The following is a 19,082-nucleotide window of genomic DNA, read 5'->3' as shown; positions in this document are numbered from 1 at the left end:
GGTCTCACTCGTCAGGCTAAGGGAGAACCCTCTCCCGCTCCCTCAAGTTCAAAGGCATGCTGGAGGAGTTCGTGCCCACTCCAGGTGAAACTGAGCAACTCCCGTGGAGATGCGCCCTCCATGAGGAACGACTCCACACCTTCGAAGAATGCGGCCGCCTGTGAAGCTACAAAGGCCGGCAGGAGGCTGCGCAGCACTCTGGGATCGTAGAAGCGCAGGTAGACTTCACGGTCCGCCTCATCAAGGACGAAGAGGAAGCGCCGAAAATGCCGCCGGACTTCATCGAATGGCAGACGGCTGGTGAGGAACACACCCCAACTCTTGCTCCACCCTTGGTGGAGCATCCTCGCCAGAGTAGCGGAATCTGGCATCAGTCGCAGCAGATACGGCGCTTGACGGGAGAGGAGTTGCCCCTGCAGCCCCTCGTAGAGACTCTGCGACTGTTGATCCGAGTTCCGCAACAGCGTCAGGACCTGCTCATCGCGTGCGGCGTCTACGAGCGCGAACAGTGGCGTTTGGTTTTTTCTGAGTTCCGTCAACACAGCAGCCGGAAAGCCAGAGATCTGATTGGCCCTAGCGTGCGGTATCAAGCGCAGAGAGAACCACGTCTGGCCCGCCACCCAGCTGCTCGCGTCAGCTAACTCCACCGATGTCTCAGCTCTGCCTTCGATCTGGATCGGGGAAACCGATGCTGCCACCCGCAGCCAGCACGTCTCTCCGTTGAACACAAGGGAGAAATGAACCGCTTCCAAGAGCGCGTCCTGCGGGAGCATCACCTCCGAGGGTTCACTGCAACCGACCCTCAGCGGCACTCCCTCCGTGAGCGGTATGCGCCGCGAGGTTTGATGGCCAGAGACGATTTCCATCACGGCTCTCATCTACCGAGCCTTTGTAACGAGGGCCGCTCCGCTCGCGGCTGAGCTGGCCAAACATTTGCCCTGAGCAGAGCTCCCAATCAAGACGGTCGGATAACCCACGACGATGACACCACCATGCGAAGTCGGGTCCCCCAATCTCGCAGCAGGTTTTCCACCAATGATCACGGTGGACTCTCCTTGCGATACAGAATCTGGAGGCCCTATGCAGACCAAGGAGTCCCCCACTCGCGCCGCCGGCATGAAACCGATGATTACCGTAGGCTCACCCGATAACACTGGTCCGCCCACGTGAGGCACAGGGCCCGGCTCGACCTTGGGGCATGTGTGCATGTCGCTGATACGAGCTGCGGGTGGCATCTGTCCCTCCTGAAATGAATCAAGAGGGTAGGTGCATGGAGAGGCTCTACGCTGTACCCCTCCAGGGGCACGCATGGCAGGCGTGCTCCTGCATCAATTTCTCGTCAGCCTATTGAAAGTCTCCGGCCGCCTTGCCTTGCCTGGGCGCCTCCTCGCAAGCAGGGAGGCCTGGCCCGACGGAACAGGCGGTGTAGACTGCAGTGAGGATCCGACGAACAATGACGGTCGCGTCGACCGCAGTGATGAAGAGGGCAAGAAAACGCCCCCCGCTGTGGCCCTGGTCGCCAGTCGCGCCTCACCGCCAACACCCCGGAGCAAGGCCGCTATTGTGCGGTGATGCTGGATGAGTTCGGCCAGAAGCAGCCGGGGAAGATCCACAACTATGTGCGCGCCCTGGGCGCCTCCAAGGATGGAGGCCGCTGGGTCTTCGACCCTGAGCCTCGATGGATGCCTACGGGAATGTCACTCCGGTGAGGGTGATGCTCCGGGTGCCATCCGCATCCCATACCTTGAGCGTGAAGGTGCCCCGGGTCTCTGCTTCTGTCGCCGCTGCCTCGATCACCACGCGCACGTCCTTTGCTCCGTCGTGGAGGGGGCCTCGTTGCCAGGGTGACTCTGTCCGTAGAGCACGACTGCGTGGCCCCACCAGCTCTGCTCTCGCCGCCTGCCAGGGCTTCATTCCTTCGGTAACTTCGAGCACTAACACGACGGCCACCCTGCTCGTGGAACGGTAGGTGAAGGCGCGCGCCACGCGGATGGTATTTGCGGGGTGCGCGACCATGCTCTCGGTGAGACTCTTGGAGATGACCCCCATTTCACCCATGAGCCCTGTCGCGAGCAGACCGGTAATGCCCCCAGGGCTCTCCTTCTCGGCCATCAGCCGCGCGTTGTCCTCCTGGCACTGGCGGAGCTGGGAGTCCTTCTCCTGCACCTGCTGCTGGTAGGACTCCAGCGTGCGCTTCTCGCGGTACACCTCCACGAAGGGTTCCACCTGTCCGGGGACCACCGCCAGCCAGAAAGCTGCGCTCGCCGGGGCCGCTGCATCCTTGAAACGCACCGCCAGCCGCAGCCGCTCTCCAGGCATCACGCGCACCGAGGGCACCAGCCGGATCACGGTATTGCCCACCTCCACAAGCGTGAAGCGCTCCCGGTTGTCCACGGATATTCCGCCAGGGAGTAACTCCGCTCCGTAGAAGATAAGCGTGGTGGACAGCTCAGGACCGATGCACAGCTCAGGCACCTCGTCGGAGGGCTCCGTCTTCAGCTCGATGCGCCGGGTCCCCGTTTCGCAAGTGACTGCCCGGAGCTGCGCGGTGGCAGAGGCGCCTGCGAGGAGCGCCAGCACCAGAAGAGCGGCGGGAGACGAAGCGAGCACGGAACAGAACCTCCTGGGTGGGGGCGAGACGTAGCGTCCTGGGACGTCGGCTCTACCACGCTTCCGGCTCAAGAGTGCCCGTACTCTCCACGCTCGCGCGCCAGGTCCTTCTCTACTGGAAGTGGTCCACTGCCTTCACTCCCACGGAGTTGAAGACCTTCGCGGCCTCAGCCGTGGAGCCAGGCTTCATCGGCAGGCCGCGCGCGTTGTCGTGGTTCAGCAACTCCATGCAGATGGGCCACGTGCGGGCGGTCTTACGGTCTTGCGCCTCGGTGAACCGTCCGTACACGCGCTCACTCCCAAACATGAGCCGCCCCTTCAGGATGGTGCCTGTGGACAACTCCTTGAACTGGCCAATGAGCCGCACACTGTTCCATCCCTCCCTGAGAGGGATGATCTCTCTTAACTGGCCTGAGACGAGAACCGCCGGGTAGTCGTCGCCAATGCTGATGTCCAGCTCGGCCATGGCCTTGAGCGCGCCGGCAGGGCAGGGCTCAGCGGGAGGCTCCGGGCGAACCTGCGGCCCGGTGCACGCCATCCCGAAGCAGGCGATACCCGTGGAGATCGCCTTGCCCATCGCACCGAGGACCTTCTTCTGCTTCTCCTGGGGACTGTTCACGGAAGTCTCTCCCTGCTCGCGCACCTCAGAGGGAGCCCATGGCAGGGTCGCCCTCTCGGCGGCGAAGAAGTTCTGGCGAGCAGCTTCCGGCGGCTTCCACGGGGACGCTACTTTCCCGCCAACCTTCCAGGTAGTCTCCAGAGTCATCTCCGGGATAACCGCGAAGAATCCGGCGGAGCTCCCCTCCATCACCTTGTCAGTGGCTGGGAGTGGCGGTTCAGGACGGGCATGAAGCCGCGCAACGGCCATCTCCAAGGCCGCCACGAGGCCCAACCCCAGCACAACCCATGAGCGGACGGGCTGGGCAACGCTCCGGGACGGCTGCACCCCTTCAGCAGGAGGAGCTGCGTCGGCAGGCTGCGCAGGAGCTGGTGGAGCGGGCAGGGCGGGTGCCGCGTCCACTCCAGGTGCCAGTGGCGGCTTCCGCTCTGGAGCCGCAGGCGTTGGACGTTTGCCTCTCCTGGGCCTTTCGTGTGCGTGGCGTGCCTCCCGGAGCCAATGCGCCACGCCGTCATCGCCATCCTCCCGGGCCCGCTTGCCCTCGGTCGTGAGGTTGTCCGGGGCATGGGCGTCGCACAGAGGCACGTTCCAGGCCGCATCCGCTGCCGCCAGCGCGGGTTCCACGGTTGAGCACAGCGTCGCTGCATCCGGGTAGCGGTCCTCGGGCTGTTTCTCCAACAGCTTCATGCAGATGACGCTGATCGCCTCCGGCACCCGGGGGTTCACGGCGCGAGGAGGCTCGGGAACCTGGTGGATGGTGACCTCCGCCTGCTCCGCTTCGGTCACCCCCACACAGGGATATCTGCCCGTCAGCAGCCAGTAGAGGATCACCCCCAGGGCGTAGAGATCATCGGCTGGGCCGGGTTGGTAGTGGACGTCCTGCCGACCGACGTTCTCACGCAAGAACCGCCACGCTTCGGGAGAGCGGTACTCGAACGTGCAGGGAGGAACCACATCTCGTGTCACCCTCGCCGTATGGGGTCCGCCCGCGACTCCGAAGTCCACCACCACGACTTCCCCCGTGGAGGCACGCACGATGATGTTCGCCTCCTTCAGGTCCCGGTGGATCACGTTCTCTCGATGGATTGTCTCGAGCGCCTGCCCCACACCCAGCACCTTCTGGGCCACTTCGCGGGCGGCCGGATTCTCCTCCTTGGCCCACACGTCCAGCTGCCGTCCCTCGACGTAGTCCATGATGACCACGAGGTACTCGCGAGTCTCCTCTGGCCAGAAGCCACACCCCTCGAAGCCCACCACGCTGCGGTGGGAGACACGCAGGAGGCTCTCCACCTCGCGCTTCGCCCAGCCGCCCGCGTCCTTGATGCGGATGAACTTGAGCGCGTAGAGGCGCTCACCCCGGCGGGCCCGGTACACAGTGCCGAAGCCGCCGGCCCCCAACTGTCCCTCGATCAGGAAGCCGCGGACGTCCGTTCCAGAGGGGATCTCCAAGCGGGCGAGCGCCGTCATGCCCCAGCTCCGTACACCCACTACTCCTATCTCCCAAGAGTCCTTGTCAGGTATATCAAGGCCTCCGTGCGACTCCTACCCGAGGTCTTTCCATGAGGGCCGATCTGGCATCCACCATCGGAACGATGATCCGCAGCGTCCGGCTCAACGCCGGGCTCACCATGGAGCAGGTGGCTCAGAGCGTCGATCTCCCCTTGCTGGCCTATGCCCGGATGGAGCGGGGCAAGTTGCTGCCCACCCCGTCGACGCTGGTGGACCTGTGCCTGTTCTTCAGGGTCTCCGCCAATACGCTCCTCGGCTTGCCCACCGTCAAGGCTTGACCCCCATCGAGCAACTCGGGGATGACCCTATCAGGTACACTCTGGCTGACCCATGAATGAAGAACTGGCGAGGATGATCGGCGAGGTGGCTCGTGAGGCCCGGCAACGCGCGGGACTGACCCAGGCGGAGGTGGCCTCTCTCGTGGAGATTACCTCCATGGTCTACAGCCGCATGGAGCGCGGCAAGGTGATGCCCAGTGTCCCGACGTTACGTCGGCTCTGCACCGTGCTCCACATCTCCGCGGATGGATTGCTGGGCCTCTCCGGCGAAGGTGCAGCCTCCGAGCCCATGAAGGACTCTCGCCGCAAGCAGGAGGAGTCCTCACCGGGCTTGCGCCGGTTGCTCACGCTGGTGCTCCGGATGGATGAGACCCAACTCCAGGCGCTCACCGGCATGGCAGGTGCCCTCCTCCGGTAGAGAGAGGCCTGCCAGCTGCCGCGCGAGAGGGGCGTCCTCATGGGCGTGAGGGCAACTCGTGCTCCTCCATGACCTCCGGGAAGATCTCCTGTTGGAGGAGCTCCAGCCGGTCGCGGTGGGCGCTGGCATCGGCGATCAGCCGAGAGACCTCCTCGCGAGCCTCTTTCCGGCCGTAGGGCTGTGGCATGTCCGCGAGACAGGTATACAGCGCCTGGCTCATCTCGGCCGCTGTGGGGTACCTCTGGGCAGGATCGCGCATGAGGGCCTTGTGGATGATGGCCTTGAGCGCTTCGGGCAGGCCCCTCACGGCCTGCTCCACGTCTTCTGGACCGTAGCGCCTGATCAGGGTCCGCATCAGAGCGAAGGGGAGCGAGGGAGACTCCTCGGGCCTGGGCTCCTGATCATCGGGACGCAGGAAGAGTGAGCGCGCCCCTCCAGCATCCTCTACGTTCAAGAGGTGGCGGCCTGTGAGCAGCTCCACGAGAACGAGCCCCAAGGAGAACACGTCCGATGAGGGCGCCAGGTTCTGGCCGTTCAGGTACTCGGGTGAGGCGTACGCCACATCCCCCTTGAGCAACAGATGCGGCGTCTCCTCCCGTCCCACCATGAGCGAGTAGGCAGCTCCAAAATGCGTCAGCTTCACCGCGCCATGCGCCTCCAGGCAGATGTTCCGCGGGCTCACGTCGCGGTGGATGATTCCCAGGGGGAGCCCCTGATCATCCCTGAGCGTGTGCGCATGGTGCAGTGCATCGGCCACCTCGGCACCGATGTAGAGCGCGAAGGACGGTGACACCGTGCGCTCGAGCATCGTCACGAGATTGAGGACGGTGTCCAAGGAGGGACCATCCACGTACTCCATGATCACGTGCGGCTCTCCCTGGTGGATCTTGAGGTGATGCACCTGAGCGATAGCAGGGTGGTGGAGCAAGAAAGCCAGCCGCACCTGATCCACGAGCCGCTGGCGGTTCATGAACTGGCTCGGACTCCTCAGGCTTCTGATGGCGACCGAGCCTGCGGGTGCACGCTGGACACTGCGCCGGGCCAGCACCAGCACCTCTCCGTTTCCCCTGCATTCGAGTTCCCGGATCAACTCGTAGCGGGTCTCGTCCAGGACGAACAGGAACTGAGGCCTCCCTCCCTCCAGCATGTCCTTGGTGCGTTTGTCGGTGGGCTTCTCTCCATCACTCATGTTGATCCCCCAGGCGGGAATACTCCTGGCAGTAGGGTCTGCCGGGCTGGCCGCAATAGGTATCACAAGGGGACGGTTTTTCCCAAGAAGTGTGTACCTATCAGGTACATTGCTGACTGGACCTGATGAGATTATCGAGGCAACGAGCGGTAGCGAGCGGTGGTCCGCGCTGAGGCTGAAAGCGCATTCGCGGTGCTCGTGCCCCATGCGCCTGTGGAGCGTTGAATTGCACAGGTATTGACGCGGCCCGTCATGGCCTGGGGCTCATGGCGTGGCGCGTTATGCGTGCTCACTCAATGCTGTAATGTGTTGCAGTCATCATTGACGCGTCTGGTCATCAACAGTGACGCGTGCCGTCATGATGACGCTTTCATTTTCTGTCTTTACTCCTCGGAAAAACGGCTTTACATGCCGTCCCTGAGAGCGTCGAACAGCCCGAGCGCTGATGACCGAGCATCCGACGCACCTCAAGCACCTCTCGGCTTCCAGCAGGAGGCGTCTCGCCACGGGGAGAGAGAGGGGAGCTCGCAGGGGGTCAGTGAAACCGCTTGACCAGGAGAGCACGTGAGAAACAGGAACAATGTGTCGAGATTGGCCAGGGCCGCAGGCGTCGTATTGGCGATGTCCCAGCTGGTCCTCAGCGCCTGCGAGCCTCAGTCAGTTGCACCGCAAGCCATGGGGTCCGTGAAGCAAGCCGCGAGTTCGAACGTCGCGCAGGGGAAGAGCATCTCCGCCTCCTCCTATACCCAGGTCTACGTCGCATCGAACGCGAACGATGGGAACCGGGCGACGTACTGGGAAGGCGCGCCCAACGCCTATCCCAACACCCTCACGGTGAACCTGGGCAGCAATCACAACATCACCTCGGTCGTCGTGCAGCTCAACCCGGACAGCATCTGGGGGGCGCGCACCCAGACGTTCGCCGTGCTGGGCCACAACGCCAGCACGAGCACCTTCTCCACCCTGAAGTCCTCGGCCACCTATAGCTTCGATCCCTCGAGCGGCAACCAGGTCACCATTGCCGTCACCGCTACCGTGAGCGAAGTGCAGCTCCAGTTCACGGGCAACAGCGGCGCCACCGGCGGCCAGGTCGCCGAGTTCCAGGTCATCGGCGAGCCCTCGGCCGGCAACCCCACCTACGCCCTCACCGTCGTCAACGGCTCGGGCAGCGGCTCCTACGCGGCCGGCTCCGTGGTGAACATCACCGCCAACACGCCTCCCTCCGGTCAAGTCTTCAATGGCTGGACGGGTGGGACGTCCTCCAGCTTCGGCAACACCAGCGCGGCCTCCACCACGTACACCACGACGGCCGCGGCGACGACCATCACCGCCACCTACGCGACGGCTACCGGCGGCTCCAAGTATGAGGCCGAGTCCGCCTCCCTGAGCGGCGGCGCGACCCAAACGACCAACCACGCCAACTACAGCGGCTCCGGGTTCGTCGAGGGCTACTGGACCCAGGGCGCGACCACCACGTTCAACGTCTCCGCGGCCAGCGCGGGCTGGTACGACGTGAGCCTGCGCTACGGCAACGGCTTCGCCGAGTCCAACATCTCCGTCTACGTCAACGGCACGAAGATCAAGCAGAGCATCCTGCCCACCACCGGCAACTGGGACACCTGGGCCAACAAGGCCGAGACGGTCTACCTGAACTCCGGCTCCAACCAGGTCGCCTACAAGTATGACGCGGGCGACGGCGCCAACATCAACCTGGACTACATCACCGTCGGCGCCACCACGACGCAGAAGGCCGACCTCACCGTCACGGACATCCAGTGGACCGCCGGTCACACCCCGCCGCAGGAGGGGGACGCCATCACCCTCAAGGCCGTCATCAAGAACAGCGGCACCGCGGCCACCCCGAGCAGCAGCCACAAGGTCTCCTTCCGCGTGAACGGCCAGGAGGTGGCCACCGCCACGTCCACCACGTCCCTGGCGGCCGGCGCGAGCGCGACCCTGACGGCCAGCGGCACCTGGTCCACCTCCAACGGCACCTACTCCATTGACGCCACGGTGGACCCGGACAACGCCATCTCCGAGTTCAACGACAGCAACAACAGCCTCAGCAAGAGCATCACCGTGTCGCAGATCCCCGGGCCGGACCTGATCGTCCAGACCATCTCGTCGACTCCCTCCACCCCGCAGGCGGGCAGCGCGGTCTCCTTCACCGTGGCCATCGCCAACCAGGGCCTCAACGCCACCTCCGGCACCGCTATCGCCGTGAAGCTCGTCATCGATGGCGTCACGACCCTGAACGGCACCGGTCCCACCTCGCTGAACGCGGGCGCCTCGGCGGCCGTCACCCTGAGCGGCACCTGGACGGCCACCAACGGCAACCACACCCTGGTGGCGACCGTGGACCCCTCCAACGCCATCACCGAGGCCGTGGAGAGCAACAACTCGCAGTCCTCGACCATCTACGTGGGCCGCGGCGCGAACGTGCCCTGGATCGAGTACGAGGCGGAGAACGGGCGCACCAATGCCCAGGTCCAGGGTCCCAGCCGCGCGACGGGCACCATCGCGGGCGAGGCCTCCGGCCGCAAGGCCGTCGTCCTCAGCTCCACTGGCCACTACGTGGAGTGGACGACCACCGCGGCCGCCAACGCCATCGTCGTGCGCAACAGCATGCCTGACGCGGCGGGCGGCGGCGGCATCCAGGCCACGCTGAGCCTCTACGTCAACGGCACCAAGCTGACCACGCTCAACCTCTCCTCCAAGGAGGCCTGGGTCTACGGCGACGACAACATCCAGACCAACAACCCCTCGAACGGTCTCCCGCGCCGCATCTACGACGAGGCCAACAAGCTGCTGAGCACCACCATCCCCCAGGGCGCCACCGTCCGTCTGCAGAAGGACTCGGGCGACACCGCCTCGTACTACGCCATCGACTTCATCGACCTGGAGCTGGTCGGTCCGAAGATCGAGAAGCCGGCCGGCTACATCGACGTCACCGAGGCCGGGCACGGCTGGGCGCCCGCGGTGCCGAACGATGGGCAGTCGGACGACAACGCCATCAACCAGGCCATCTGGGCGGCCCAGGCCGGAACCTACTCGGGCGTCTACCTGCCGCCCGGCGTGTACGACCAGACCACCAAGTACCAGGTCAAGGGCATCACCATCCAGGGCGCGGGCCTCTGGTACACGAAGATCTACAACGCGAGCCTGCAGGAAGGGGACTGGGGCAACACGGGCTTCATCATCACCGGTGACAACTCGAAGTTCCGCGACTTCGCCATCTTTGGCAACACCGACGGTCTGCGCACCCAGGGCGGCAAGGCGTGGGTCCCCTCCGCCTTCAAGAACACCGTCATCGAGAACGTGTGGATCGAGCACGTCACCTGCGGCTACTGGGTGGGTGGCCCCTCCGAGTCCACCAACCTGCGCATCAGCAACGTGCGCATCCGCAACACCGGCGCGGACGGCATCAACCTGTGCAACGGCACCAAGGACAGCCTCATCGAGAACGTGCACGCCCGTAACACCGGTGACGACGCGTTCGCCATCTGGTCCGCGCGCGATCTCTACGGGTTCCCGGACTCCAACAACGTCATCCGCAACTGCACGGCGCAGATCACCTGGCGCGCGGCGGGCTTCGCCATCTACGGCGGCATCAACAACCGCATCGAGAACAGCGTGGCCTACGACACGATCACCTACCCGGGCCTCACGGTGAGCTCCGAGTTCAATCCGTTCCCCATGGAGTCGGCGACGGTCGACGGGCTGACGCTGGTGCGCACCGGCGGCACCTACTGGGGTGGCCAGCAGTTCGGCTCCATCTGGCTGCGCGCCGACCAGAGCCCCACCAACGGCATCACCATCAAGAACGTCGACATCGTGGATCCGACGTACCAGGGCATCAGCATCCAGAGCAACGGTGGCTCGTTCACCAACCTGGCGCTCCAGAACATCACCATCAGCAACCCGACGAACTACGGCATCCAGATCCTGCCGTCCGCGGCGGGCGGCGCGACCTTCAGCAACGTGACGGTCAACAACGCGCCCACGGCGAAGTTCGTCAACCAGAGCACCGCCGGCTTCTCCGTCACCAACGGGGGCGGCAACAACTTCTAGCCGGTAAGGCTTGAGGCTTCACAGCTCGAGGCTGCCCACGCTGTATCGGTGGGCAGCCTCTTGTTCTTCACGGCTGCAGACTCACCACTTGCCGCCCTTGCTCAGGGCCTTGATCTTCGTCTCGGCCTTGGACAGGTTGGCCTCCGCCTTGCCCGAGCCGTTGAGCGTGGCGTACACCGCGTTGCGGAACTCCGTGCTCACCTGGTTGTACTTCGCACCGGCGATCGTCGGCCGCGGCACGGCGTTGATGAAGGTGTCATAGAGGCTGCCGAAGAAGGGGTTGGCCTTGAGCAGCTCCGGATCCTTGTAGAGGCTCACGATGGTGGGGTTGAACGAGCCCACGACGGCGCGGCGCTTCTGCTCCTCGGTGCTCGTCAGGTACTTCACCAGGTCCGCCGCCAGCTTCGGGTTCTTGGACGTCTTCGGTACGCCCAGCTGCCAGCCGCCCAGCGTGCCCGTGGACTTGCCGTCCGCGCCGCCCTTGGGCAGCGCCATCACCGCCACCTTGCCCGCCACCGGGCTGTCCTTGCCGTTGGCCAGCGCCCAGGCGTACGGCCAGTTGCGCATGAACACCGCGTTGCCGGACTGGAAGGCACCGCGCGCGCCCTCCTCCTCGTAGGCCAGCACGCCCTTGGGGATGACGTTGCCCACCAGCGAGGCGAAGAAGGTGACAGCCTCCACCGCCTTCGGGTTGTTCACCGTCACCTTGCCGCTGGGGTCGACAATGGTTCCGCCGCCGAAGGAGTCAATCCACTCCAGCGCGTTGCACGTCAGGCCCTCGTACGACTTGCCTTGGAAGACGAAGCCCACCAGCTTGTCATTGCCCGCCTTCTTCTCACCCTCCAGCACCACCTTGGCCGACTGCGCCAGCTCCTGCCACGTGGTGGGCGGCTTCTGCCCGTACTTCTCCAGCAGATCCTTGCGGTAGTAGAGCAGCCCCGCGTCCGTGAACCACGGCATGCCCACCAGCTTCCCGTTCACCGTGTTGTTCTTCACGATGGGCTGGAAGTGCTCCTTGAGCACCTCCTCCGGGATGTACTGCTTCAAGTCGATGAAGTAGTTGGCCACGATGCCCGGCCAGATGACGTCGAGGCGGGCGACGTCCAGGTCCGCCGTGCCCGAGGCCAGCAACTGCTGGAGCGACGCGAGCTCCTGGGTGGCGTCCGTGGACGCGCTGACGATGGTGACGGTGTTGCCCGTCTTCTGGGCCCAGGCCTCCGCGCCTGACTTGCAGAGATCCCTCTCCATTCCCACGCTGCCACAGGCAATCGTGAGCGTCTCTGCTCGCGCCAGGGTGGGGGAGCCCAATGCCGCCGCGACCGCGAGTCCTGCCAGTGCCTTCTTCATGCGTGAATGCCCCTTCGGTGAGGCGCTCCAACGCTGGAGCGCGGCGCGAAGCGGACTGTATCTGGTGCGAGGATGCAACAATTCACTCGCACCCCACGCTCAGGCACTCAGGAGTTGGTCGCGACTTCCAGCTTCTCCCAGCCTGCCTCCATCTCCACCGTGAGCACTCCGTCTACGACGCGGTGCTTCATGGCGCCGATCACCTCTCGCGGAGCCGCTACTCCGTACACACACAGTGTTTCTTTCTGCCGAGACGGGGAAAGTGTTCCCTCTGTGTTTCGGGTGAGCACGAAGCGGTCTCCCTGCTTCGCGCCGCTCAGCCGGGTGATACGGGAGGCTCCGTAGCCGTCGCCCGCGTCCTCATAGAGGCGGCCCTCCACCTGCGGGCCCGCGTGGATGTGCCAGGTGAGGTGAGACCAGTTGGCCGTGGTGGTGTGCAGCGCGGGCTCGGTCAACGCCAGGGCTCCGCCCTCTCTCAGCCACATGGGCACCGTGTCCAGCCCTGCCTCGGCCAGCAAATGCTGTCGGCCCTCGATGACTTTTCCCGAGGGCGCAAGGTTGGAGAAGGGCAGCCAGCGGCCCTCGGGGAGATACGCGTGCCGCCGCGTGCGGCTCTGGCGCACCACGGGCGCCACGAGCAGATCCCTTCCGAAGAAGAACTCGTCATCCATCCGGAGCGCGTCCGCGTCACCCGGCGCGTACATGACGAGCGGGCGTATCGCAGGCAAGCCCTCCTGCGCGGCCTCGTGCATCAGCGTGTAGAGCGTGGGCAGCAACCGGTAGCGGTTCTCCAGCCACAGCCGGGTGTGCGAGAGGTACGGCTCGCCGAAGCGCCAGGGCTCCTGCTGCGGGGTGCCCTTGCCCGAGTGGTTGCGCATCATCGGGTAGAAGGTGCCCAGCTGCGACCAGCGCACCAGCATCTCCCCGTTGGCCTTGCCGAGGAAGCCCGGGATGTCCGCCCCGGTGAAGGCCACGCCCGACAGGCCCAGTCCCAACATCATGGCGATCGAGAGCTCCAGGTGCGCCCAGTAACTGGAGTTGTCTCCCGTCCACACCGCTGAGTAGCGCTGGATGCCCGCGAAGCCCGCGCGCGTCAGCACGAAGGGCCGGCGCTCCGGAGCGAGCTCTCGCTGGCCCTCGAAGGCCGCCTTCGCCATGCCCAGCGCGTAGACGTTGTGCACTTCCAGGTGGCGCTTGTCTCCGTGCCTCGCGTCGTGGGGCAGGGTGGGGCCCTCCACCTTTCCGAGGTCCACCGCCTGCGCCGTGTTGATGGAGAACGTGTCCTGACCGTTGAGCAGCTTGAAGCACGCCGGCTCGTTCATGTCGTTCCAGAAGCCGGCGACGCCCGCCTCCAGGAACTCCCGGTGCAGCTTGCCCCACCACTTGCGCACGGACTCCTGCGTGAAGTCCGGGAAGGCGGCCGGCTTGGGCCACACTTCGCCGTACAGCACGTTGCCCCGGTCGTTGCGGACCAGGTAGTCATTGGCCAGCGCCTCGTCATAGACGCGGTAGCCCGGCTCGGCCTTGACGCCAGGGTCGATGATGGTGACCAGCTTCACGCCCTGCGCGGCCGCCTCCCTGGCCAGCCCCGCGGGATCCGGATAGCGCGCGCGATCCCACGTCCAGACCTTGTAGCCCTCCATGTAGTCGATATCGAGGTAGATGCAGTCCAGCGGGAGGTTGCGGGCCCGGTAGCCGCGCAGGACGGAGCGGATGTCTCCCACGTTCTCGTAGCCCCAGCGAGACTGCTGGGCTCCCAGGCTCCACAGCGGCGGCAGCGGGTGGCGGCCGGTGAGCTCCGTGTAGCGCCGCACCACGTCCGCGGGCTGCGGACCCACGATCACGTAGGTGTCCAGCTCTGGTCCCGCTGACTCCCAGCGCACGAGCGTGGGATCGTCCACCGCTACGTCCACCTCCATCCTCCAGGACTCGTCGACGAAGAAGCCCCATGCCTGGCCCTCGCGCAGGCCGAGGCTGACGGGAATGGACTGGTAGAGCGGATCCGTGTCCGGGTGGTGGGGCAGCACGTCCGTGTTCCAGAACACGAAGCGCATGCCGCGCTTGTCGAGCGCGCCCACCTTCTCGCCAAAGCCCAGCCACGCCTCGTCCGGCGGCGAGTACAGGGACAGCCGGGTGCGGTGGCGGGTGACGGGATAGTCCGGCATCTGCTCGCCGGAGAAGCCCTCGCAGCGGGTGAGCTCCCGGCCGCTGGCGTCCCTCAGGCGCCAGGTGCCCTGAGTCACGTTCACTTCCAGGGACAGCTCCTCCGTTCCCACCACCGCGATTCCCCCTTGTTCCTCGCGGCGGAACGAGAGGGGCCGGTCCGTCTGTGCCACCACGGCCCAGGATTCTTTCTGGGACAGCTCGCGCAGGGTGGCCACGGAGGGACCCAGCGCGGGGATGTGGCGCAGTCTCAGGACTCCAGGCAGCGGGCTGCGGACCTCCAGGGCGGAGCGCGCGCCCCAGAAGGTGATGCGGGTCGGTTCCAGGGAGATGTCGTCGAGTCGCATAGGGCGGCCGCAGCCTATGCGGTGTGCACTCCCGAGTGGCACTCACTTCTTACGGGAGATGATTGAAGACGGTGCGCTTGCGCATGCCTGTTCTCCTGGTGGCGGTGCTCGGCCCGCGGCTGAAGGAACTCCACCCGCCGTGCCCGCAGCGTTGCTATATGCAGCCCGGGTCGCGCAAGGCGGACGAGAACGATGACGACGATTCTGTACGGAAAGCCCGTGGTGGAGGAGATCGAACGGCGAATCACGCCCGAGATCGCCGAGCTGAAAGCCCGGTATGGCATCACGCCCTCCCTCACGGTGGTGCAGGTGGGTGACGATCCAGCCTCGAAGCGGTACGTGGGGCGGAAGATCCAGTCCTGTGAGAAGCTCGGCATGAAGGCGCAGCACATCCTCCTCAAGGAGGATGTCGAGGCCGAGGCCCTCTGCCAGGAGGTCGCGCGCATCGGCGCCTCCAATGATGTGCACGGGCTGCTCGTTCAACTCCCGCTCCCCCGGTCCATCGAGGAGCCGGACATCAGCGGTGGCGCGGACCCCGTCGACAAGTTCGACATCCTGGATGTCATCCCTCCCGAGAAGGACGTGGACGGCATCGCCTCGAGCTCCTTCGGCGAGCTCTACCGGGCCAGGACTCGCCGCCTCCGGTACCTGCCGTCCACCGCGCTCGCGGTGAAGCGCATCATCGACTACTACCGCATCGAGACACGCGGGAAGCGCGCCGTCGTCATCGGCCGCAATGACATCACCTCCAAGCCCATCATGCTGATGCTCGGCGGCCGCATGTGCGACGCCGAGGTCACCTGGATCCACCGTCACGTGCCTCGCGAGTACCAGCTCGATGCGCTCGAGCGCGCGGACATCGTCGTCACCGCGGTGGGGCGCGCGGACTACCGCATCACCCGCGAGATGCTCAAGCCGGGCGTGGTCTTCATCGACGTGGCCACGCGGGTGACGGAGACGGGCAAGCTGGTGGGCGACGCGGAGTTCGACGGCGTCAGCCCCATTGCCTCCGCCATCACCCCTGTCCCGGGCGGCGTCGGCCCGGTGACGGTGGCGGCGCTCATGGAGAACACGGTGCGCGCGGCGTGGTTCGCCGCGGGCGTGGGCCGGCTCGGCTACGAGTTCTTCCCGGGGCCCGTCACCCCGTCCCCGTGAGGGCCTGAGCCTCGGTGTGCGCGGGGTGGATGCGCACCCAGAGGGACTTCAGGCGGCGCCAGAGCGGCGGCAGAGGGACCCAGGGCGCTCCATCGGCGGTCAGCTCGAGGTCCCCCAGGCGGCGAAGCACCGTCTCGAAGAAGACGTGTGCCTCCATGCGGGCCAGTGCCGCCCCCAGGCAGTAGGAGGCGCCGTATCCGAAGGCCAGGTGCTTCATCACCTTGCGGCCCACGTCGAACTGGTCGGGCTCGGGGAAGACCTCCGGATCCCGGTTGCCCGCATGCAACACCAGGAAGACCATCTGGCCAGCCTCGATTTGCCTGCCGTGGAGCTCGAAGTTCTCCACGGCCATGCGGTTGATCATCGTCGAGGGGCCATCGAAGCGCATCATCTCCTCGACGGCGTTGGGGATCAGCGCGGGCTCCTGCCTCAGCCGCTCCAACTGGTCCGGGTGATCGAGCAACATCCACATCCCGTTGCTCATCATGCTCGCCGTGGTGTCCTCCGCCGCGAACAACAGCAGGATGCAGTTGGCGATGATCTCCTCCTCGCTGGCGATGTCTCCGTTCTCCAGGCCGTCCAGGAAGATGCTGATCAAGTCCTCCCGCCGCTCCACTCGCCGGGCGTCGAGGAAGTGCTTCAGGTAGCTCTCCATCTCCAGGAGCGTCTGCTGGATCTCCAGCAGATCCTGGAAGCCTCTCACCCGGAACAGCAGGTTCAGGGTGCGTGACCAGCGCTGGAGCTGATCGAGATCCTCGATGGGAGTCCCCAGCATCTCGGCAATCACTCCCGCCGAGAGCGGATGCGCGAGCTCGGAGACGATGTCGATCTCATCGTCCTGGATGAGCTTGTCGATCAATCGGTCGAGCAGTGCCTGCGTCTTGTGCCGCAACTGCTCCACGGTTCTGTGGCTGAAGTACTTCTTGAGGAACTGCTGGAAGCGCAGGTGATCCTCTTTGCGCGTGTGCCCCATCCAGAGCGCGATGGAGTCGCGCAGGGGACGCAACTGCTTGCGCTCCTCCTCGGGCATCCGGTCGATCCGACCCGTCGTGCTGGCATCCGTGACTCGCGGATCACGCAGGATGGCCGCGATGTCCTCGAAGCGGGTGAGCACCCAGCCGTTCAGTTGCGGACTCCAGTGCACCGGGTCTTTCTGGCGGAGGCTGTGCATCGCCGGGTGGAGATCGAGGCAGAGGCTTGGGTCGAGCAGATCGCTGGGGACGGACGACTCAAGCTGGTGCCACGCCTGCGACAGCGCCTTGGCCGAATTCACTACGTCTCTTCGCATCGGCACTACCTCCCGAGTTGGTCTGTCTCAGGAGGTACCCCAAAGCGCGGGTAAATTTCACCTGTTTAACTTACATATTGAATACTCCTTTGGGTCCTCGACGCTACCGCTCCACCCCGTTGCGCCATTCTGGGGCAGGGCGCTGAGCGTTTCCGAGCCAACCGCTCCGAAATGGTGCGATGACACCCCGCAAGTACTTGGAAACACGCAAAGCCAGACTTGGCCGCATCTCTGCACTGCGTTCCTTTCGGAGGGCGAACGCATGAGCGCCAATGGCAAGCAGGCCAGGATGAATGGGAGCAACGGTGTCATCGAAGCTGAGACGCGGATGCAACTGGTGAAGGAGGGCGGTGGCGGCACCCTCGGTGTGAATGGCAACCGCTACGAGTATGGCTGGCGGGCCGGAAAGCCCGAGGAGGACCCCGAGAAGATGAAGAAGTGGGGCCTCATCTCCGCGCGTCCCAGTGAGTTCCTCATCCACATGCGCCGCGGCCGGGTGCGTGAAGTCTCCGGCCAGGGCGCCAGCTGCTTCAAGTTCCCCGGCGACGCGGTGGCCATTGTCCCCACCAGCGTCCAGCGGCTCCAGTTCACCGCGGACCAGGTGACCAGTGAGAAGGTGGGCGTCGCCGTCACCGGCCTCGCCGTGTACCGCATCGTCGATCCGCTCGTGGCCTTCCGCATGCTGAACTTCTCCTTCCCGGAGCGCGCCTCCGAGAAGCTGCAGGAGTTGCTGCGGGAGATGTTCGTCGGCGCCGCGCGGCGGCTCGTGGCCAACCTCTCCGTGGAGGAGTGCCTCACCAAGCGCAAGGAGGGCATCGCCACCGAGCTCATGCGAGAGATTGCCCCCGTCGTCTCCGGCCGCGGCCGGTTGGATGACAGCACCGATGCCGGGTGGGGCGTCGTCATCGACACCATCGAGATCCAGGACGTGCGCGTGCTCAGCGCCACCGTCTTCGAGAACATGCAGGCCCGCTACCGCCGCGAGCAGGAGCGGCAGGCCCGCGAGGCGGAGCTGGCCAAGGAGCGCTTCCTGCGGCGCGAGGAGGCCGAGGCCGAGCGCGTCATCGCCCTGACGAAGCTCGCCGCCGATGAGGAGGTCCGTCAGAAGCGCACCGTCACCGAGGAGCAGGCGCGGCTCGAGGAGCTGGCCTCCGAGGCCCGCGTCACCGAGGCGCGGCTGGTGCAGGAGCGCACCCTCAAGCAGGGCCAGGCCGCCACCGAGCGCGAGGTGACGCTGGCGAAGATGAACGCGGACATCGAGGTCCGCCAGCGCAAGCAGCAGGGCGAGGAGGCCGCGAAGCTGGAGTTCCTGGCCACCGAGGCCCGCGTCGCCGAGACGAAGCTGGCCCAGGAGCGCACCCTCAAGCAGGGCCAGGCTGAAGCCGAGCGCGAGCTGGCCCTCAACAAGCTGAATGCCGAACTCGAGCTGCGCCAGCGCCGGCAGGAGGCCGAGGAGTCCGCGAAGCTGGAGCAGCTCGCCTCCGAGGCTCGGCTGAGCGAGGCGAGGCTGGCCCACGAGCGCTCCATGGCCGAGGCCCAGCTCACCCACGAGCGCACCCTGGCCGCCGCTCGCGCCGACGCCGAGCTGGAGCGCATCCGCCAGGAGCAGCAGGCGGAGATGGAGCGCATCCGCCACGAGCAGGAGTCCGCCTCCGCCCGCAATGAGGGTCAGCTCGCCGCCACCCTCCAGGAGGTGGAGCGGCTCAAGGCCCAGGTGCAGGTGGCCCAGGCCCGCCGCGCCATCGCCGAGGCCGAGCTCGCCGTCGCCGAGCTGGAGTCCCGGAAGCTCAACACCCAGCAGGAGCTGGAGCTCGCTCGCGCCCGCGCCATGCGCGAGATCGAGAACACCCTGAGCCCCGAGGCCATCCAGATGACGCTGGCGCAGCAGCTGCCCCAGGTGGCCGCCGCCTTCCAGCAGAAGATGGGCGAAGTCCACGTCACATCCGTGGATGGCGCCAATCCGTTCGGGTACATCGCCGCCGCCGTGGAAGGGGTGATGGGGCTCGCGCGTTCTGCGGGCCTGAAGGTTCCCAGCCCCACCCAGCAGCCGCAGTAACGGGCCGCCGGCTTCGGCGTATATAAGGAGGC

At 65.7% G+C, this 19,082-nt stretch carries 13 protein-coding genes; 5 read left to right on the top strand and 8 right to left on the bottom strand.

Features of this window, described 5'->3' with window-relative positions:
- Positions 1-11 precede the first annotated feature (11 nt).
- The 4 genes from KY501_RS23130 to KY501_RS23115 all read right to left on the bottom strand — a co-directional run bounded on the left by KY501_RS23130 (position 12) and on the right by KY501_RS23115 (position 4,696).
- Complete coding sequence (locus tag KY501_RS23130; RefSeq protein ID WP_224365426.1) at positions 12-866, bottom strand: DUF4123 domain-containing protein; 855 nt, start codon at positions 864-866, stop codon at positions 12-14.
- 12 nt (positions 867-878) lie between these two features.
- Entirely contained in the window at positions 879-1,235 is a 357-nt protein-coding gene (locus tag KY501_RS23125; RefSeq protein ID WP_507236557.1) for a PAAR domain-containing contractile injection system baseplate protein, read from the bottom strand.
- 451 nt (positions 1,236-1,686) lie between these two features.
- Positions 1,687-2,610, bottom strand: coding sequence for a DUF2381 family protein (locus tag KY501_RS23120; protein WP_224365425.1), 924 nt, complete (start codon positions 2,608-2,610; stop codon positions 1,687-1,689).
- A gap of 112 nt (positions 2,611-2,722) precedes the next feature.
- Entirely contained in the window at positions 2,723-4,696 is a 1,974-nt protein-coding gene (locus KY501_RS23115) for a serine/threonine-protein kinase (protein WP_224365424.1), read from the bottom strand.
- Positions 4,697-4,788: 92 nt separating this feature from the next.
- Here KY501_RS23115 and KY501_RS23110 point away from each other — a divergent pair, with 92 nt between their 5' ends.
- Positions 4,789-5,016, top strand: coding sequence for a helix-turn-helix domain-containing protein (locus KY501_RS23110; protein ID WP_224365423.1), 228 nt, complete (start codon positions 4,789-4,791; stop codon positions 5,014-5,016).
- 52 nt (positions 5,017-5,068) lie between these two features.
- Entirely contained in the window at positions 5,069-5,434 is a 366-nt protein-coding gene (locus KY501_RS23105) for a helix-turn-helix domain-containing protein (protein ID WP_224365422.1), read from the top strand.
- 37 nt (positions 5,435-5,471) lie between these two features.
- Here KY501_RS23105 and KY501_RS23100 read toward each other — a convergent pair whose 3' ends face one another.
- Complete coding sequence (locus tag KY501_RS23100) at positions 5,472-6,623, bottom strand: serine/threonine protein kinase (RefSeq protein ID WP_224365421.1); 1,152 nt, start codon at positions 6,621-6,623, stop codon at positions 5,472-5,474.
- 675 nt (positions 6,624-7,298) lie between these two features.
- Between KY501_RS23100 and KY501_RS23095 the strand changes: the two genes are divergently transcribed.
- Complete coding sequence (locus KY501_RS23095; protein WP_224365661.1) at positions 7,299-10,694, top strand: CARDB domain-containing protein; 3,396 nt, start codon at positions 7,299-7,301, stop codon at positions 10,692-10,694.
- A gap of 81 nt (positions 10,695-10,775) precedes the next feature.
- Here the strand turns inward: KY501_RS23095 and KY501_RS23090 are convergent, their stop codons facing one another.
- Positions 10,776-12,041 (bottom strand): ABC transporter substrate-binding protein, encoded by a 1,266-nt coding sequence (locus tag KY501_RS23090; protein ID WP_224365420.1) that lies wholly within the window; start codon positions 12,039-12,041, stop codon positions 10,776-10,778.
- Between the two features lie 107 nt (positions 12,042-12,148).
- Positions 12,149-14,551, bottom strand: coding sequence for a glycoside hydrolase family 31 protein (locus KY501_RS23085; protein WP_224365419.1), 2,403 nt, complete (start codon positions 14,549-14,551; stop codon positions 12,149-12,151).
- A 192-nt stretch (positions 14,552-14,743) separates the two neighbouring features.
- Here KY501_RS23085 and KY501_RS23080 point away from each other — a divergent pair, with 192 nt between their 5' ends.
- Positions 14,744-15,706 carry a bifunctional 5,10-methylenetetrahydrofolate dehydrogenase/5,10-methenyltetrahydrofolate cyclohydrolase gene (locus KY501_RS23080; protein WP_224365418.1) on the top strand — a complete coding sequence of 321 codons (963 nt, stop codon included), beginning with the start codon at positions 14,744-14,746 and terminating at the stop codon, positions 15,704-15,706.
- Here the strand turns inward: KY501_RS23080 and KY501_RS23075 are convergent.
- The gene (locus KY501_RS23075) at positions 15,690-16,994 is read right to left on the bottom strand and encodes a cytochrome P450 (RefSeq protein ID WP_224365417.1); all 1,305 of its coding nucleotides are present in this window, start codon (positions 16,992-16,994) and stop codon (positions 15,690-15,692) included. The two genes, KY501_RS23080 and KY501_RS23075, sit on opposite strands and share 17 nt — an antisense overlap.
- A 262-nt stretch (positions 16,995-17,256) precedes the next feature.
- Between KY501_RS23075 and KY501_RS23070 the strand changes: the two genes are divergently transcribed.
- On the top strand, positions 17,257-19,050 hold the full coding sequence (locus KY501_RS23070; RefSeq protein WP_224365416.1) for an SPFH domain-containing protein: 1,794 nt from the start codon (positions 17,257-17,259) through the stop codon (positions 19,048-19,050).
- Positions 19,051-19,082: the final 32 nt, after the last annotated feature.

Origin of the sequence: Hyalangium versicolor, assembly GCF_020103695.1 — a bacterium.
In the GTDB taxonomy this organism is placed as follows: Bacteria; Myxococcota; Myxococcia; order Myxococcales; family Myxococcaceae; genus Hyalangium; species Hyalangium versicolor.
This window is presented reverse-complemented; position numbering and strand designations above follow the sequence as displayed.

Coding starts and splice junctions, on each gene's coding strand:
- KY501_RS23090 (WP_224365420.1), bottom strand. CDS start 12,041: ATGAAGAAGGCACTGGCAGGACTCGCGGTCGCGGCGGCATTGGGCTCC.
- KY501_RS23125 (WP_507236557.1), bottom strand. CDS start 1,235: ATGCCACCCGCAGCTCGTATCAGCGACATGCACACATGCCCCAAGGTC.
- KY501_RS23105 (WP_224365422.1), top strand. CDS start 5,069: ATGAATGAAGAACTGGCGAGGATGATCGGCGAGGTGGCTCGTGAGGCC.
- KY501_RS23110 (WP_224365423.1), top strand. CDS start 4,789: ATGAGGGCCGATCTGGCATCCACCATCGGAACGATGATCCGCAGCGTC.
- KY501_RS23075 (WP_224365417.1), bottom strand. CDS start 16,994: ATGCGAAGAGACGTAGTGAATTCGGCCAAGGCGCTGTCGCAGGCGTGG.
- KY501_RS23100 (WP_224365421.1), bottom strand. CDS start 6,623: ATGAGTGATGGAGAGAAGCCCACCGACAAACGCACCAAGGACATGCTG.
- KY501_RS23115 (WP_224365424.1), bottom strand. CDS start 4,696: ATGACGGCGCTCGCCCGCTTGGAGATCCCCTCTGGAACGGACGTCCGC.
- KY501_RS23070 (WP_224365416.1), top strand. CDS start 17,257: ATGAGCGCCAATGGCAAGCAGGCCAGGATGAATGGGAGCAACGGTGTC.
- KY501_RS23080 (WP_224365418.1), top strand. CDS start 14,744: ATGACGACGATTCTGTACGGAAAGCCCGTGGTGGAGGAGATCGAACGG.
- KY501_RS23085 (WP_224365419.1), bottom strand. CDS start 14,551: ATGCGACTCGACGACATCTCCCTGGAACCGACCCGCATCACCTTCTGG.
- KY501_RS23130 (WP_224365426.1), bottom strand. CDS start 866: ATGGAAATCGTCTCTGGCCATCAAACCTCGCGGCGCATACCGCTCACG.
- KY501_RS23095 (WP_224365661.1), top strand. CDS start 7,299: ATGGGGTCCGTGAAGCAAGCCGCGAGTTCGAACGTCGCGCAGGGGAAG.